This window comes from uncultured Microbacterium sp. (genome assembly GCF_963524805.1).
In the GTDB taxonomy this organism is placed as follows: Bacteria; Actinomycetota; Actinomycetes; order Actinomycetales; family Microbacteriaceae; genus Microbacterium.
This window is the reverse complement of the sequence record NZ_CAURGG010000001.1, coordinates 328,094-341,534: the sequence shown is the minus strand read 5'-3', so window position 1 is coordinate 341,534 and position 13,441 is coordinate 328,094. Positions and strand designations below refer to the sequence as shown.

At 69.1% G+C, this 13,441-nt stretch carries 13 protein-coding genes and 1 tRNA gene; 4 read left to right on the top strand and 10 right to left on the bottom strand.

Annotated features, from left to right (window positions below; all coding sequences use genetic code 11):
- Positions 1 to 2 precede the first annotated feature (2 nt).
- Positions 3 to 1,088, bottom strand: a complete 1,086-nt coding sequence (locus RWQ91_RS01680; RefSeq protein WP_399545847.1) for a DMT family transporter — start codon at positions 1,086 to 1,088, stop codon at positions 3 to 5.
- A 45-nt stretch (positions 1,089 to 1,133) separates the two neighbouring features.
- Between RWQ91_RS01680 and def the strand changes: the two genes are divergently transcribed.
- Positions 1,134 to 1,700, top strand: coding sequence for a peptide deformylase (gene def / locus RWQ91_RS01675; RefSeq protein WP_314502193.1), 567 nt, complete (start codon positions 1,134 to 1,136; stop codon positions 1,698 to 1,700).
- 57 nt (positions 1,701 to 1,757) lie between these two features.
- On the opposite strand, the gene RWQ91_RS01670 is transcribed toward def, so the two are convergent.
- From RWQ91_RS01670 to dusB, 5 genes are all read right to left on the bottom strand, one after another.
- Positions 1,758 to 1,830, bottom strand: a tRNA-Asn gene (locus RWQ91_RS01670).
- Between the two features lie 61 nt (positions 1,831 to 1,891).
- On the bottom strand, positions 1,892 to 2,680 hold the full coding sequence (locus RWQ91_RS01665; protein ID WP_314502191.1) for an ATP-binding cassette domain-containing protein: 789 nt from the start codon (positions 2,678 to 2,680) through the stop codon (positions 1,892 to 1,894).
- Between the two features lie 59 nt (positions 2,681 to 2,739).
- Entirely contained in the window at positions 2,740 to 4,599 is a 1,860-nt protein-coding gene (gene dnaG / locus RWQ91_RS01660; protein WP_314502189.1) for a DNA primase, read from the bottom strand.
- The gene (locus RWQ91_RS01655) at positions 4,599 to 5,918 is read right to left on the bottom strand and encodes a deoxyguanosinetriphosphate triphosphohydrolase (RefSeq protein WP_399545845.1); all 1,320 of its coding nucleotides are present in this window, start codon (positions 5,916 to 5,918) and stop codon (positions 4,599 to 4,601) included. The genes dnaG and RWQ91_RS01655 overlap by 1 nt, the downstream gene beginning before the upstream one ends.
- Before the next feature lie 7 nt (positions 5,919 to 5,925).
- Positions 5,926 to 7,092: a tRNA dihydrouridine synthase DusB gene (gene dusB / locus RWQ91_RS01650; protein ID WP_314502185.1), complete on the bottom strand. Its 1,167-nt coding sequence runs from the start codon at positions 7,090 to 7,092 to the stop codon at positions 5,926 to 5,928.
- Between the two features lie 57 nt (positions 7,093 to 7,149).
- On the opposite strand from dusB, the gene RWQ91_RS01645 reads away from it, so the two are divergent.
- Positions 7,150 to 7,650, top strand: coding sequence for a glutathione peroxidase (locus RWQ91_RS01645; RefSeq protein WP_314502183.1), 501 nt, complete (start codon positions 7,150 to 7,152; stop codon positions 7,648 to 7,650).
- A gap of 13 nt (positions 7,651 to 7,663) precedes the next feature.
- On the opposite strand, the gene RWQ91_RS01640 is transcribed toward RWQ91_RS01645, so the two are convergent.
- On the bottom strand, positions 7,664 to 8,368 hold the full coding sequence (locus RWQ91_RS01640; RefSeq protein ID WP_314502181.1) for a DsbA family oxidoreductase: 705 nt from the start codon (positions 8,366 to 8,368) through the stop codon (positions 7,664 to 7,666).
- Between the two features lie 126 nt (positions 8,369 to 8,494).
- On the opposite strand from RWQ91_RS01640, the gene RWQ91_RS01635 reads away from it, so the two are divergent.
- On the top strand, positions 8,495 to 9,637 hold the full coding sequence (locus tag RWQ91_RS01635) for a PIG-L family deacetylase (RefSeq protein WP_314502179.1): 1,143 nt from the start codon (positions 8,495 to 8,497) through the stop codon (positions 9,635 to 9,637).
- A gap of 9 nt (positions 9,638 to 9,646) precedes the next feature.
- Here the strand turns inward: RWQ91_RS01635 and RWQ91_RS01630 are convergent, their stop codons facing one another.
- Together RWQ91_RS01630 and recO are read right to left on the bottom strand one after the other, a co-directional pair.
- A complete protein-coding gene (locus tag RWQ91_RS01630) occupies positions 9,647 to 10,459 on the bottom strand; it encodes an isoprenyl transferase (protein ID WP_314502177.1) in 813 nt (270 codons plus the stop codon).
- Positions 10,456 to 11,184: a DNA repair protein RecO gene (recO, locus tag RWQ91_RS01625; protein WP_314502175.1), complete on the bottom strand. Its 729-nt coding sequence runs from the start codon at positions 11,182 to 11,184 to the stop codon at positions 10,456 to 10,458. The genes RWQ91_RS01630 and recO overlap by 4 nt, the downstream gene beginning before the upstream one ends.
- Positions 11,185 to 11,240: 56 nt before the next feature.
- Here recO and RWQ91_RS01620 point away from each other — a divergent pair, with 56 nt between their 5' ends.
- A complete protein-coding gene (locus tag RWQ91_RS01620; protein WP_399545657.1) occupies positions 11,241 to 11,936 on the top strand; it encodes a trimeric intracellular cation channel family protein in 696 nt (231 codons plus the stop codon).
- 3 nt (positions 11,937 to 11,939) lie between these two features.
- Here the strand turns inward: RWQ91_RS01620 and RWQ91_RS01615 are convergent, their stop codons facing one another.
- A complete protein-coding gene (locus RWQ91_RS01615) occupies positions 11,940 to 13,373 on the bottom strand; it encodes a glutamate decarboxylase (RefSeq protein WP_314502172.1) in 1,434 nt (477 codons plus the stop codon).
- Positions 13,374 to 13,441: the final 68 nt, after the last annotated feature.

Sequence of the window (13,441 nt, the reverse complement as noted above, 5' to 3'; positions counted from 1 at the left end):
CGTCAGCGGCCGCTGCGCAGGTCCTCGTCGCGGATGGGCGGTTCGGGCCAGACCTTCGAGACGGCCTCGGTGATGCGGGTCGAATTCGTCTTCGGTGCACTCGGGTCGACCGGCTCACTGCCGCGGGCGATCGGAAGCTCCCGGCTGTCGCTCACGATCTGCGGATGGTTGCGCGCGAGATCCCACACTCCGATGACGGCGATCACTCCCGCGATGGCGAAGCCGATGTACGCCCAGAGCGGCGCGTTGGCCGCCTCACCGAGCACCGTCAAGCCGATCACGATCGCGACGATGGGGTCGATGACCGTCAGCCCGGCGATCACGAGGTCCGGCGGTCCCGAGGAGTACGCCGTCTGCACGAAATACGCGCCGACGGCGGCAGCCAGAAGCAGTGCGACGAGACAGACGAAGGTGAGCCACTCGAAGTCGCCGCTCTGGATGCGGCTGATGACGACCTTCGCCAGCGTCGCCACGAACCCGTACATGACGCCGGCGCCGATGATGTAGAACAGCGCGGTCATCCGCTTGCGCAGCCAGAGCCACAGAGCGCCGAAGACCACCGTGACCACCGCCAGGATGATGAGGATCGTGATGAGCTGACGCGTGGAGACCGGCTCGTCGGTCGCGACCAACGCGGCGATCGTCACGAAGATGAAGATCCCGCCGACGCATTCGACGATGGCCCGGATGGACTTCTTGGTGGGGCGATGGCCGCTGATGCGCGCATTCAAGAGGGTCGTGATCACGAGCGCGATGGCGCCGAGGGGCTGCACGACGATGAGCGGTGCGACGGCCAGAGCACCCAGCTGACAGATGATCGCGAGGCCGAGCATGAGTGAGCCGACGACCCAGGAAGGCCGCGTGAGAAGGCGGCCCAGTTGTGCGAGTGTGAGCCCGCCGGAGGACGCGCCTCCGGACAGCCGCTCGACCTTCGTGACTCCCCGGTGCTGGTACTGGGCGCCGAAGGACATGAACACCGCGCCGAGCAGGGCGAGCGGGATGCCGATCAGCAGCTTCGGGTTCTCGAAGACACCGACCAGGACGTCGCCGACGTCCTGGATGTTGTCGATCTCTCCGCTCAGCCACAGCACTGTTCGACACTAACCGCACGGGCCTCTCGATAGGCTGAAGGCGTGGCCGTTCTGCCGATTCGCATCATGGGTGACCCGGTGCTGCACGCACCCGCCGCTGTCGTGGACGAGATCACGGACGATGTCCGCCGGCTGGTTTCGGACATGTTCGAGACGATGGATGCCGCTCCCGGCGTCGGCCTCGCCGCACCGCAGGTGGGTGTGCCGCTGCGCATCTTCACGTTCAGCTACCCCGACGATGACGGATCGCCGTGGCGAGGTGTCCTCATCAATCCTCAGCTGTGGATGATCCCGCTCGAGCCCGGCGACCCGGACCCCGATGAGGAGTCGGAGGGCTGCCTGTCCTTTCCCGGCGAACGCTTCGCCTTGCGGCGATCCGACCGGGCGGTCGTGACCGGCGTCGACCTGGACGGTGCCCCGGTACGCGTCGAGGTCGACGGATGGCGTGCCCGCATCCTGCAGCACGAGTTCGACCACCTCGACGGAGTGCTGTACGTCGACCGGCTGGACGACGGCGACTGGAAGACGGTGCAGAAGATCGCCCGCAAACGCGGCTGGGGCAGACCAGGGGCGTCGTGGATGCCGGGCGTCGACGACATCGACGCCTGAGGGCACACTCCCCTGCCGCATGAAGAACGGCCCCGGAGTGGAGTCCAGGGCCGTTCGCTCCCCGGCTTGGACTCGAACCAAGAACCTATCGGTTAACAGCCGATTGCTCTGCCAATTGAGCTACCGAGGAAAATGCCCGCCGGAGCAGGCAACCCGAATAGCTTAGCAAATCGTTCGCCGTGCTCGTGACCTCAGGAGGCCATCAGTCCGCGGTCGGCCTCGGCGCTCGGAGTCCACAGCAGGTCGGCCGTCCCGTGGCCGTATGCGATCGCGTGACCGCTGCGCAGAACCAGCACATCGGCCGAAAGATCGCGCACGACCTCGGCCTCGTTGGTCGCGAGCACGGCCGACATCCCGTAGTCCTCGCGCCGCCGGAGGATGGCATCGCGGGCCGCGCGGCGAACCTCGATGTCCATGTTGGAGAACGGCTCGTCTGCGATGAGCACGCGAGGCTGCAGGACGAGCGCCCTGGCCAGGACGACGCGCTGGCGCATCCCGGCGCTCAGCTCATAGGGGTACTTCGCCGATGCGCCCAGCGGCAGCATGAGCTCGTCCAGCAGGGTCGCCACCCGGACGGCGAGCGCGCGCTGATTCACGCGCCGGTCGCGGCTCGTGATCGGTTCCCCGATCACGTCGGCGACGGTGAGACGGGCGGGCAGCCGGGCGCCGGCGGACTGCGAGACGTAGCCGGTGAGGTAGGTCAGCGTGCGATGGGCGCGGCCGGGATGACGAACCGCGATCCCCTCGACGTGTGCACTGCCGCCCACCACGCCCAGGCCGGGCTCGTCGGCCCCCGCCAGGACCGCCAGCAGGCTCGACTTGCCCGAGCCGGTCGGGCCCATGACCGCCAGAGTGCCGGCGTGCGGCAGATCGAAGGACACCCCGTCGATCACCCGCAGGTCGGGTCCACCCCGCGTCGCACGCGCGATGGACAGGTCGGTGGAACGGATCGCGACATCAGCGTCTCGACGGCGGGGCATGTCCTCATCCTGCCCTGCAGCGGGCCCGGGCGCCAGCGCGCGCCGGGGTGCTCATGCGCTCACTCCGCGGCGAGTCGCTGGCGCTCGGCGTCCAGTTCGCGAAGGCGCATCCGGATCGCGCGGCCCTCCTCCGAATCAGGAGCTACTCGCTGGATCGCGCTCAGCAGTTCCACCTTCTGCCGATCGACCGCGCGCACGACGAGACGACGCGCGAGCGAGGTCGCCGAGACGGTCGCGGCCTCATCCGTGAGCGCCGGAAAATCGGCGGTCAGAAGCTCGGCCGCGAGCGAGCGATAGGGCTCCCTCACCGCCGAGACCGCGTCGGCCGCCCATCCGGGACGGTTGACGTCGGGCGCGGCGGCGATGGCGGCGCGCACCGCCTCCAGGGCGGGGTGCTGGAACGGCAGAGCGACCGACTTCTGCAGCAGCGCCGGGTCGAGGCGATGGCCGAACTGCAGCAGACCCATCAGCGCGTCGCGCTCGAGCGCCACGTCGGCCGTACGGGGAAGCGAGGCGATCGTGACACGCACCGCGCTGTCCTGTCCGTCGTCCTCGGACGCGGCGGACGACGGTCGCGATTGCTCGGGCGGTCGCCCGGCCGGGCCGCGAGCTGCTCGTTCGACGGCCGCGCGGACCTCGCCCAGATCCAGGCCCAGGCGTCGGGCGAGCACCCGGATGTAGCCCGGTCGCAGAGACGGATCCCGGATCTCCGCGACGATCGGCGCGGCGGCGCGCAGGGCGCCGGCACGGCCCTCCACCGTGGACAGGGCGAATCCGGCCAGTCTCTGGTCGATCACGAACTCGAACATGGGCACCTTGGTGTCCATCAGAGCCCGCACGGCGCCGTCGCCGCGCTGCAGGCGCAGATCGCACGGGTCCAGACCGCCCGGTGCGACCGCCACGTACGTCTGCGCGGCGAAGCGCTTCTCCTCACCGAACGCGCGCAGCGCCGCCTTCTGCCCGGCTGCGTCGGGATCGAAGGTGAAGACGACTTCGCCCGACGCCGAGTCGTCGCCCATCACGCGGCGGAGCACCGTGATGTGGTCGGTGCCGAACGCGGTGCCGCAGCTCGCGATCGCGGTCGTGATGCCGGCGAGGTGGCAGGCCATCACATCGGTGTAGCCCTCCACGACCACCACCCGGTGGTCGCGGGAGATGTCCCGCTTGGCGAGATCCAGTCCGTAGAGCACCTGCGACTTGCGGTACACCGGCGTCTCGGGGGTGTTCAGGTACTTCGGACCCTGGTCGTCCTCGTAGAGCTTGCGGGCGCCGAAGCCGATCACCTGGCTCGTCACGTCGCGGATGGGCCAGATCGCTCGGCCGCGGAAGCGGTCGTAGACGCCGCGCTGTCCCTGTGAGACCAGGCCGGCCGCGCTGAGCTCCTCATCGCTGAAGCCCTGCTTGTGCAGCGCATCGCGCAGGTTCGACCAGCCCTTGGGCGCATAGCCGACTCCGAAGTGTGCGGCGGCGCCCGCGTCGAAGCCCCGTTCGCCGAGGAAGCGCCGCGCAGCGTCGGCCTCCGCCGTCAGCAGCTGTGCGCGGAAGAACTCGGCGGCGGCGCCGTTGGCCGCGTACATGCGGGCACGCCCGGTCGTCTCCGGGGCCGCCCCGCCGTCCTCGTAGTGCAGGGTGTAGCCGATGCGTCCGGCCAGCCGTTCGACCGCCTCGGTGAACGAGACGTGGTCCATCGCACGCAGGAACGAGTAGACGTCCCCCGACTCGTTGCACCCGAAGCAGTGGTAGAAACCCGCCTGAGGCCGCACGTTGAAGCTCGGGCTGCGCTCGTCGTGGAAAGGGCAGAGCCCCTTCATCGCGCCGATCCCCGCGGACTTCAGGGCCACGCGCTCACCGATGATGTCGGCGATGTTGGTGCGCGCCTTCACCTCGTCGACGTCCGCCTGCAGGATCCGCCCCGCCATCAGCTCGCCCTTTCCGGCCGGCGGGCACCGGGCGCCCAGACCCCGAGCGAGGCGGCATCCACATCGCCGATCAAGCGGCCGTGCCAGGCGATCGCGTGCTGATCGGTCAGACTCGCCACCTGGTCGATGATGACGCGCCGTCGTGCGGCATCCGTCTCCGCGGCGGCGAAGTCTCCCGCGTACATCGCGTCCAGCGCCTCAGGCCGCTCCCACAGGGCGCTCGCGAGTCGTTTGAGCACCCGCCGCTGCTCGCGGTAGACGCTCTTGCGTCCCTCGATCGAGACCACGACCGCGCCGATGATGCCCTTGAGCACGGCCATCTCCGCCTCCACGACGCGGGGCACGACGACGTGGGCGCGGTAGCGGGTGAGGACCGCTGTGGCGTACGCCTCGCGCGTGGCGGTCGTTGCCGCCCGCGCGAAACGGCCGATCAGATCGGATGTGAGGTTCTTCAGCTGCGCATGCGCTGACCGGGTGCCGTCGAACGATCCGATCCACTCGGGCATCCTCATCAGGCGGTAGAGGGCGTCTTCGAGCTCATCGCGGGCGAAGTCGAATCCCACCCACGACTGGATCGCCGAGAGCAGGGCCGAGTGCTCCGAGCCCGCGCCCAGACGCGCGGGGTCGAGGTAGCCGTTCACGATCGCATCCTCGAAGTCGTGCACCGAATAGGCGATGTCATCCGAGAGGTCCATCACCTCCGCCTCGATGCACCGCACGCGCCCGGGCGCGCCCTCGCGCAGCCAGCGGAAGACGTCCTCGTCTTCGGGGTAGACGCCGAACTTCAGCCGCCCGCCGGGATCGGGCAGCGGATGGGCGGCGGTCCACGGGTACTTGCACGTCGCGTCCAGGCTGGCGCGGGTCAGGTTCAGCCCGAGGCTGCGGCCGTCCTCATCGATCGCCTTCGGCTCGAGACGGGTGAGGATGCGCAGCGTCTGCGCGTTGCCCTCGAACCCGCCGACGCCCTCGGCCCAGTCGTTGAGCGCCCGCTCGCCGTTGTGCCCGAAGGGTGGGTGACCGAGGTCGTGGCTCAGGCACGCCGTGTCCACGACGTCCGGCGAGAGCCGCAGCGCCGTCGCGAGCTCGCGACCGACCTGTGCGACCTCCAGAGAGTGCGTCAGGCGGTTGCGTGCGAAATCCGCGGGGCTGGCAGGGCTCAGCACCTGCGTCTTCGCGGCCAGTCGCCGCAGCGCCGCCGAGTGCAGCACGCGCGCGCGATCGCGGGCGAAGTCGTCGCGCTGGGAGCGGTGCCGCTCGGCCCAGAAGCGCGCGGCATCCGTCTCGTCGTACCCCTGGGGGCGCTCGGACGCGATGCGCATCGCGCCGTCAGCCGCCACTGTGGTCCGTTTCCGCGTCGGCCAGGGCGGTGGATGCCGCGGCGCCCAGTTCCCGCGTGTCGAGCCAGCCGTCCGGAAGCGCGGGACGCTTCGGCGTACCCGCCCTGCCGCGCTGCCCTTCGGCGGCGGCGCCGGGGTACGGCGCATCGCGGTCGAGCACGGCCAGCAGCGCGTCGATCTCGTCGAGGGTGGATGCCGTCGCCAAGGCCGCGCGCGTATCGCCGCCGACGGGGTAGCCCTTGAAGTACCAGGCGACGTGCTTGCGGATGTCCCGGCACCCGCGCTCCTCGTCGTCGAGGAATTCGACGAGGAGTTCTGCGTGGCGTCGGAAGGCGTCGGCCACGAACCCGAGGTTCGCGTCGACCGGGTCGACCGGGGCGGAACCCGGCGATCCGAGCGCCCGAGCGAGGTCGCCGAACAGCCACGGGCGGCCCAGGCAGCCGCGTCCGACCACGACGCCGTCGCAGCCGGTCTCGGCCATCATCCGCACGGCATCCTCCGCGGACCAGATGTCGCCGTTGCCCAGAACGGGAACGCTCGTGACGGCGCGCTTGAGAGCGGCGATCGCGCTCCAGTCGGCCTGGCCGCTGTAGAACTCCGCTGCGGTTCGCGCGTGCAGTGCCACCGCCGCCACCCCGGCGTCCTCCGCGATGCGCCCCGCGTCGAGGTACGTCAGGTGGTCGGAGTCGATGCCCTTGCGCATCTTGACCGTCAGCGGAATGTCTCCGGCAGCCCTGGCCGCTCGCGTCACGATCTCGCGGAACAGCTCCAGCTTCCACGGGAGCGCCGCCCCGCCGCCCTTGCGGGTGACTTTCGGGACGGGGCAGCCGAAATTGAGATCGATGTGATCGGCCCGGTCCTCGTCGACCAGCACTCGGACGGCGCCTTCGACGGTTGCCGGGTCGACCCCGTACAGCTGGATCGAGCGCGGAGTCTCGCTCTCGTGATGGGTGATCAAGCGCATCGTCGTCGCGTTGCGCTCGACGAGAGCGCGGGACGTGATCATCTCGCTGACGTACAACCCGGCGCCGTATTCGCGGCACAGGCGCCGGAACGCGGTGTTCGTGATCCCGGCCATCGGGGCGAGCACGACCGGCGCGTCCAGCGCGATGGGTCCGATCCGCAGCGCGGCCGCGGGAGCGAGGGTGGGGGTCACCCGTCCATTCTCCCAGACCCGCGCACCCGCGTTCGGAATCGGGCTTAACCTGTGGGTATGACCGAGGCCACCGCCGTTGACATCCGCAGGATCCCCTTCACCACCGCAGACGGCGCTCAGGCCTCTCTGGCCGACTACGACGGCAAGGTGCTGCTCATCGTGAACGTCGCCTCGCGGTGCGGCCTGGCACCGCAGTACGAGCAGCTCGAGAAGTTGAAGAAGACGTACGGCGATCGCGGCTTCGACGTGCTGGCGTTTCCGAGCAACCAGTTCCTGCAGGAGCTGTCGAAGATGGATGACATCCTCGAATACTGCTCGATGACGTGGGGGGTCACCTTCCCCGTCATGGACAAGGTCCGGGTCAACGGCAAGAAGGCGGCGCCGTTGTATCAGGAGCTGACGAAGGCCCCGGATGCGGACGGCAAGGCGGGTCGCATCGAGTGGAACTTCGAGAAGTTCCTCGTCCTCCCGAACGGCGAGGTGAAGCGCTTCCGCCCGCGCATGAAGCCGGACGATGCGGCGATCGTCTCGCTGATCGAGGCGAACCTGCCCTCTTGACGGACGGATGCGCTCAGGCGGAAGCCTGGAGCGCGTCGCTGTCCTGTTCGCGCTGCTCTTCGCGGTGCTCAGCCCACACTTGACGGACGATCTGCGAGAACGCCTCCGCAGGCTGGGCGCCGGACACACCGTACTTCCCGTCGATCACGAAGAACGGGACGCCGGTGATGCCGTAGGCGGCTGCCTGTGTCTGGTCGGCGCGCACATCGGCGAGGAAGCGGCCGCTTCGCAGAGCGTCGCGCGCGGCATCCCGATCCAGGCCCGCTTCGCCGGCGAGCGCGACCAGCTCGTCCTCCTGCCCGAGGTGGCGTCCCTCGGTGAAGTACGCAGACATCAGCCGTTCTGCCAGCTGCGTCTGCATGCCCTGCTCCTTGGCGAAGTGCAGCAGTTCGTGCGCCTTCACCGTGTTCGTGTGCTTCAGCAGATCGAACCGGTATTCCAGGCCCGCGTCCGCCGCGACACCGGTGACGCGCTCGAGCATCTGTCCGGCTTGATCTTCGCTGATCCCCTTGTGCGTCGCGAGGTACTCCGCCTCGCCTCCGTCGAAGTCGACCGGGGTGTCGGGCGAGAGCTCGAAAGAGTGGAAGGTCACCTCGACCTGGGGTGAATCGTCATCCGCGGATGCCGCGGCCAGCCCGTTCTCGAGATTGCGCTTGCCGATGTAGCACCAGGGGCAGGCGATGTCGCTCCACACGTCGATCTTGATGGCATCCGTCATGCGGGGTGCAACCGTCGCCGCAGGATGGACATTCCCCGAATGGCATCGCGGGAACGCGCTGCCCCTGTGCCAGGATGACCGTGCGCGCGCCACGCCGACGCGGCGCGCGGGAATCGGTGAGGGACCGTGCAGGCAAGGCGAACCCGCCGACGCGCGCGTGCCGCAGGGCGCCCACGCCGCGCGGGGGCGGCATCCGGGTGGGCGATCGGCGTCATCGTCATCGCCCTGTTCGGTGTTGCCGGCGCCGCGGTGGCGAGTGGACAGTTCGCGCCGTTCACCGCCTCGGCGATCGAACCGGCCGGCATCGCCTCGGCGACTGCCCGTCCCGCCGAGAGTCCGGCCGTCCTCGCGCCGACCGCCCCGACGACCACCACCCCCACGGCGAGCCCCACGCCCACCGCCGTCCCCTCGGCGCCGGCTGCTCCCCCCGTCTCGCCGGCGGAGACACCGTGCGCTGCGTCGGTCACCATGTCGATCTGGGCGCACTACGACGACGACCTCATCTTCGCCAACCCGGCGCTTCAGCAGGCGATGGACGGTGGAGACTGCATCCGGACGGTGTTCGTCACGGCCTCCGATGCCGGTCGCGGATCCGGTTACTCCGAGAAGCGGGAGCTCGGCATCCTCCGGGCCTACAACAGCATGCGCGGACAGCAGGGACTGTGGTCGCCGACCGCGGTGACGCTGCTGTCCGGGGCGGTCCTGACGCAGTGGTCACCGGACGGAGAGCCGAGGATCACCGTCGCCTTCCTGCGGCTGCCCGACGGCGGCGTGACCGGCGACGGCTTCGCCGCCACCGGCGGCACGAGCCTGTCCCAGATGCTGAACGGCGCGATCCCTGCGATGTGGCCGATCGACGGGCGCCCTGCGATCTCGTCCGAGACCCTCGTCGCGTCCCTCGCCGAGACGATCCAGGCGTACCACGCGACGCGCCTGCTCACCCATGTCCCCGGCACAGCCGACAACTGGACAGCGGGCGATCATCCGGACCACGCGGCCACGGGATCGTATGCGCGCTCCGCGTGGCAGCGGGCCGGGCTGGTGCCGGCACAGGTGTCGTACGCGATCGGCTATCCGACGGCATCCCTTCCGGCGAACGTCTCCGGTGAGGAGCTCTCCCGCAAGCTCGCGCCGTACCGGATCTACGCGGCGCAGGACGCCGTGGTCTCGTGCGATTCCGACCAGGCCTGCCTGGCGAAGCCGAGGTTCGGCGACTGGTTGCAGCGGCACTATCTGCAGAGCGACGCCGAGTTGTTCCCCGCGGGCTGAGACGAGCCGTCAGAGCGCGGGGATCTCCGGGGTGTCGACCGCCCCGCCGAAGCGGCGGTCGCGGTCGAGGTAGAGGCCGATGGCTTGCCACAGGTCCGCCCGCGAGAAGTCCGGCCAGAGCGTGTCGAGAAAGACGAATTCCGCGTACGCGGATTCCCACAGCAGGAAGTTCGAGGTGCGCTGCTCGCCACTGGAGCGCACGAACAGATCGACGTCGGGCATGTCGGGCTGGTACAGCCGCTTCTGGATGAGCTTCTCGGTGACCGCCGAGGCCCTCAGCCTCCCCGCGGCGATGTCGTCCCCGATCGATCGCATCGCATCGACCAGCTCCACCCGTCCGCCGTAGTTGACGCACATCGTCAGGGTCAGCACTGTGTTGCCGGCGGTCAGCTGCTCGGCGTACTGCAGTTCCTTGATCACCGATCCCCACAGGCGCGGCTTGCGTCCGGACCACCGGATGCGCACGCCCCACTCGTTCAGCTGATCGCGGCGGCGATGCAGGACGTCGCGGTTGAAGCCCATGAGGAAGCGCACTTCGTCCGGCGAGCGGCTCCAGTTCTCGGTCGAGAACGCGTACACGCTGAGATGCGTGACGCCGGCCTGGATCGCCCCGGCCACGACGTCCAGCAGCGCCGCCTCGCCGGCCCGGTGGCCCTCGATGCGCGTCTGGCCGCGCTTGTTCGCCCAGCGTCCGTTGCCGTCCATCACGATCGCGACGTGCTTGGGGACCTTTCCCTTCGGAAAGACGGGCGGGTACAGGCCGGTCCAGTCGAGGGGCCGGTACGCGACCGCATCGCGATGGGTGAAGGGCTTCGGGCTCACGTCGCGGCCTCGACGTGCTGCAGAGACCGGATGCCGCGCTCCAGGTGCCACTGCGCGTACGCGGCGATCAGACCCGACGCCGAGCCCCGTGTGGCGGCCGATGCGCCGTCGGCGATGGTCCAATCGCCTTCCATGAGGGCGGAGAGCAGATCGGCGGTCGGAGAATCGACCCGTGCGGCGCCGACGGGCGCGCAGTCGCGGCAGATCATGCCCCCCAGCTGCGCGACGAACGTGTCGTGCGGACCGTTGGCGCCGCAGCGCGCACAGTCGGCCAAGCCGGGAGCCCAGCCGGACAGCGCCATGGCACGCAGCAGATACGAATCCAGGATGCTGCGCGGCACGTGCTCGCCACGGGCGAGTGCTCGCAGTCCTCCGACGAGGAGGAGGTACTGCTGAGGGGTCGCTTCGGCCTCGTTGAGCCGGTCGGCGGCCTCGACCATCGCATTGGCCGAGGTGTACCGGTCGTAATGCACGGCGATGTCGGCGCCGTACGAGCCGAGCGACTCGGCCTGCTGGACGATGTCCAGATTGCGTCCCTGGTACAGCAGCACATCGGCCACCATGAACGGCTCCAGCCGTGCTCCGAAGCGCGATGACGTGCGGCGCACCCCCTTCGCGACCGCGCGGAGCTTGCCGTGGCGCCGGCTCAGCATCGTCACGATCCGGTCGGCTTCACCCAGCTTGTGGGTGCGCAGGATCACGACCTCGTCGCGGTAGGTGGGCACCCCTCAATTATGGTCGTCGGCTCCGCCGCGTGGTCGGCGCCGAGCCGTGCGGGAGAATGGACGGCGTGGACGCTCCCCTCTTCACGATCCCGCTGTGGGCGGATCTGACCGCCGTCGGGCTGGGAGGCATTCAGGGCGCCCTGTTCGCGTCGGGATTCCGGGGACAGCGCCGCCTGGATCTGCTGGGCGTCGCGATCATCGGCATCGTGATGGGCATGGGCGGCGGCATCATCCGCGACATGCTGCTCGACCAGCCGCTGAGTACTCTGCAGAGCAACTGGTACCTGCTCACCGCCACGGTCGCCGCGCTGGTGGGCATGCTGCTCGCGGCGCCCCTGCGGCGGGTGAACGGCCTCATCGTCGGGCTGGACGCCATCGTGATCGGCCTCTTCGGAGCGTTCGGCACGAGCAAGGCGCTCGCGCTCGGGCTCCCCCTCGTGCCGGCCGTGTTCGTGGGCGTGTGCTCCGCCGTCGGCGGCGGCATCCTGCGGGATGTCTTCATGGGCCTTCCGGTCGCGATCATGCACGTCGGTTCGCTGTACGCGGTCGCGGCGGCCGCCGGTTGCCTGGTTCTGGCCGTGTCCCACGCGTTCGGCGTGCCGCTCCCGGTGGCCGCGATCGCGGGAGTGATCGTGACCGCCGTGATCCGCGTTCTCGCGGTCGTGTTCGATCTGTCGCTGCCGGAGCAGCGCATGCTCTACCGGCGCAAGGTGGCGGCCGAAACCGGCGCCCTTCCGATCGTCAAGCCCTGAGCGTCAGTGCGTGAAGCTCGTCACCAGGCCTTCGGTGGGCATCGGGGAATCGAGGGCGTCGAGGTAGGCGACCGCGTCGGTGATGTCCTTCACGAGGCTCTCGGCCAGGTTGCGGCTCAGTCCGTTTCGCACGACGATGCGCTGCACGACGACGTCGGTGAGGTTGTCCGGCATGGGGTAGGCCGGAATCAGCCAGCCCTTCAGACGCAGGCGCTCCGACAGGTGGTAGAGGTTCCACTTGTCGGTGTGGCCCTTCGCGAGCTGCCATGCGAAGACCGGGATGTCGGTGCCGTCGTTCCACAGATCGAACGCCGGCATCTTCGCGATCTCACCCGCCAGATCGACCGCGACGTCCTGCGATGCCTTCTGCACCTTGTAGTAGCCGTCCCATCCGAGGCGCAGGAACAGGTAGTACTGCAGCAGCACCTGGGCGCCGGGTCGTGAGAAGTTCAGCGCGAAGCTCGGCATGTGGCCGCCGAGATAGGTGACGTCGAACACGAGGTCTGCCGGCAGATCGCTCACCGTGCGCCAGACGACCCAGCCGAGACCGGGATAGACCAGGCCGTACTTGTGGGCGGAGGTGCTGATCGAGGCGACGCGCTCGACGCGGAAGTCCCATTCCAAGTCCGGTTGCAGGAAGGGCGCGATCATGCCGCCGGATGCCCCGTCGACGTGGATCGGGATGTCCAGACCTGTCGCCTCCTGGATGCGATCGAGAGCCGCGGCGATCTGCGCGACCGGCTCGTAGACGCCGGTGTAGGTGACGCCCATGATCGCCACCACGCCGATCGTGTTCTCATCGACGTAGGTGTCGAGATCGTGACCGTCGAGGCATTTGTGCTCGTCGGAGATCGGCACGTAGCGGGGTTCGACGTCCCAGTAGTTGCAGAACTTCTCCCAGCACACCTGCACGGCGCTGGAGAGGATGAGGTTCGGCTTCTCGGTCGAGAGCCCCGCAGCTCTGCGCGCCTGCTGCCACCGACGCTTCAGCGCGAGTCCGCCGAGCATGCACGCCTCCGACGATCCGATCGTCGATGTGCCGATCGCGCCCTCGGCATCGGGCGCGTTCCACAGCGTCGCGATCATCTTCCAGCACCGCGTCTCGATCGCGGCGGTCTGCGGGTACTCGTCTTTGTCGACCATGTTCTTATCGGCCGTCTCGGAGTAGAGCCGGTCGGCGTGCGGATCCATCCAGGTTCCGACGAAGGTCGCGAGATTCAATCGGGAGTTGCCGTCGAGCATCGCCTCGTCGTGAACGACCTGGTACGCGGTCTCGGGCAGCGATTCCCTCGGGGGAAGCGAGTTCAGCGGAAAGTCGGTGGCCTCCCCGGGGCGGGCGAACAGCGGGTTGAGCTGGTTCTGATCACGGAATCCGGTGAAGTCCTGCGTCGTCTCGTCCTGGCGTTCCGGGCGCGGTGTGGTCGTCATGCGGCTCATGCTAGGGGCAGAGCATGTCGCGTGCGTCATGCTGTGCGAGTGACGTGGCCCCTGTCCGGGGCCCGTAC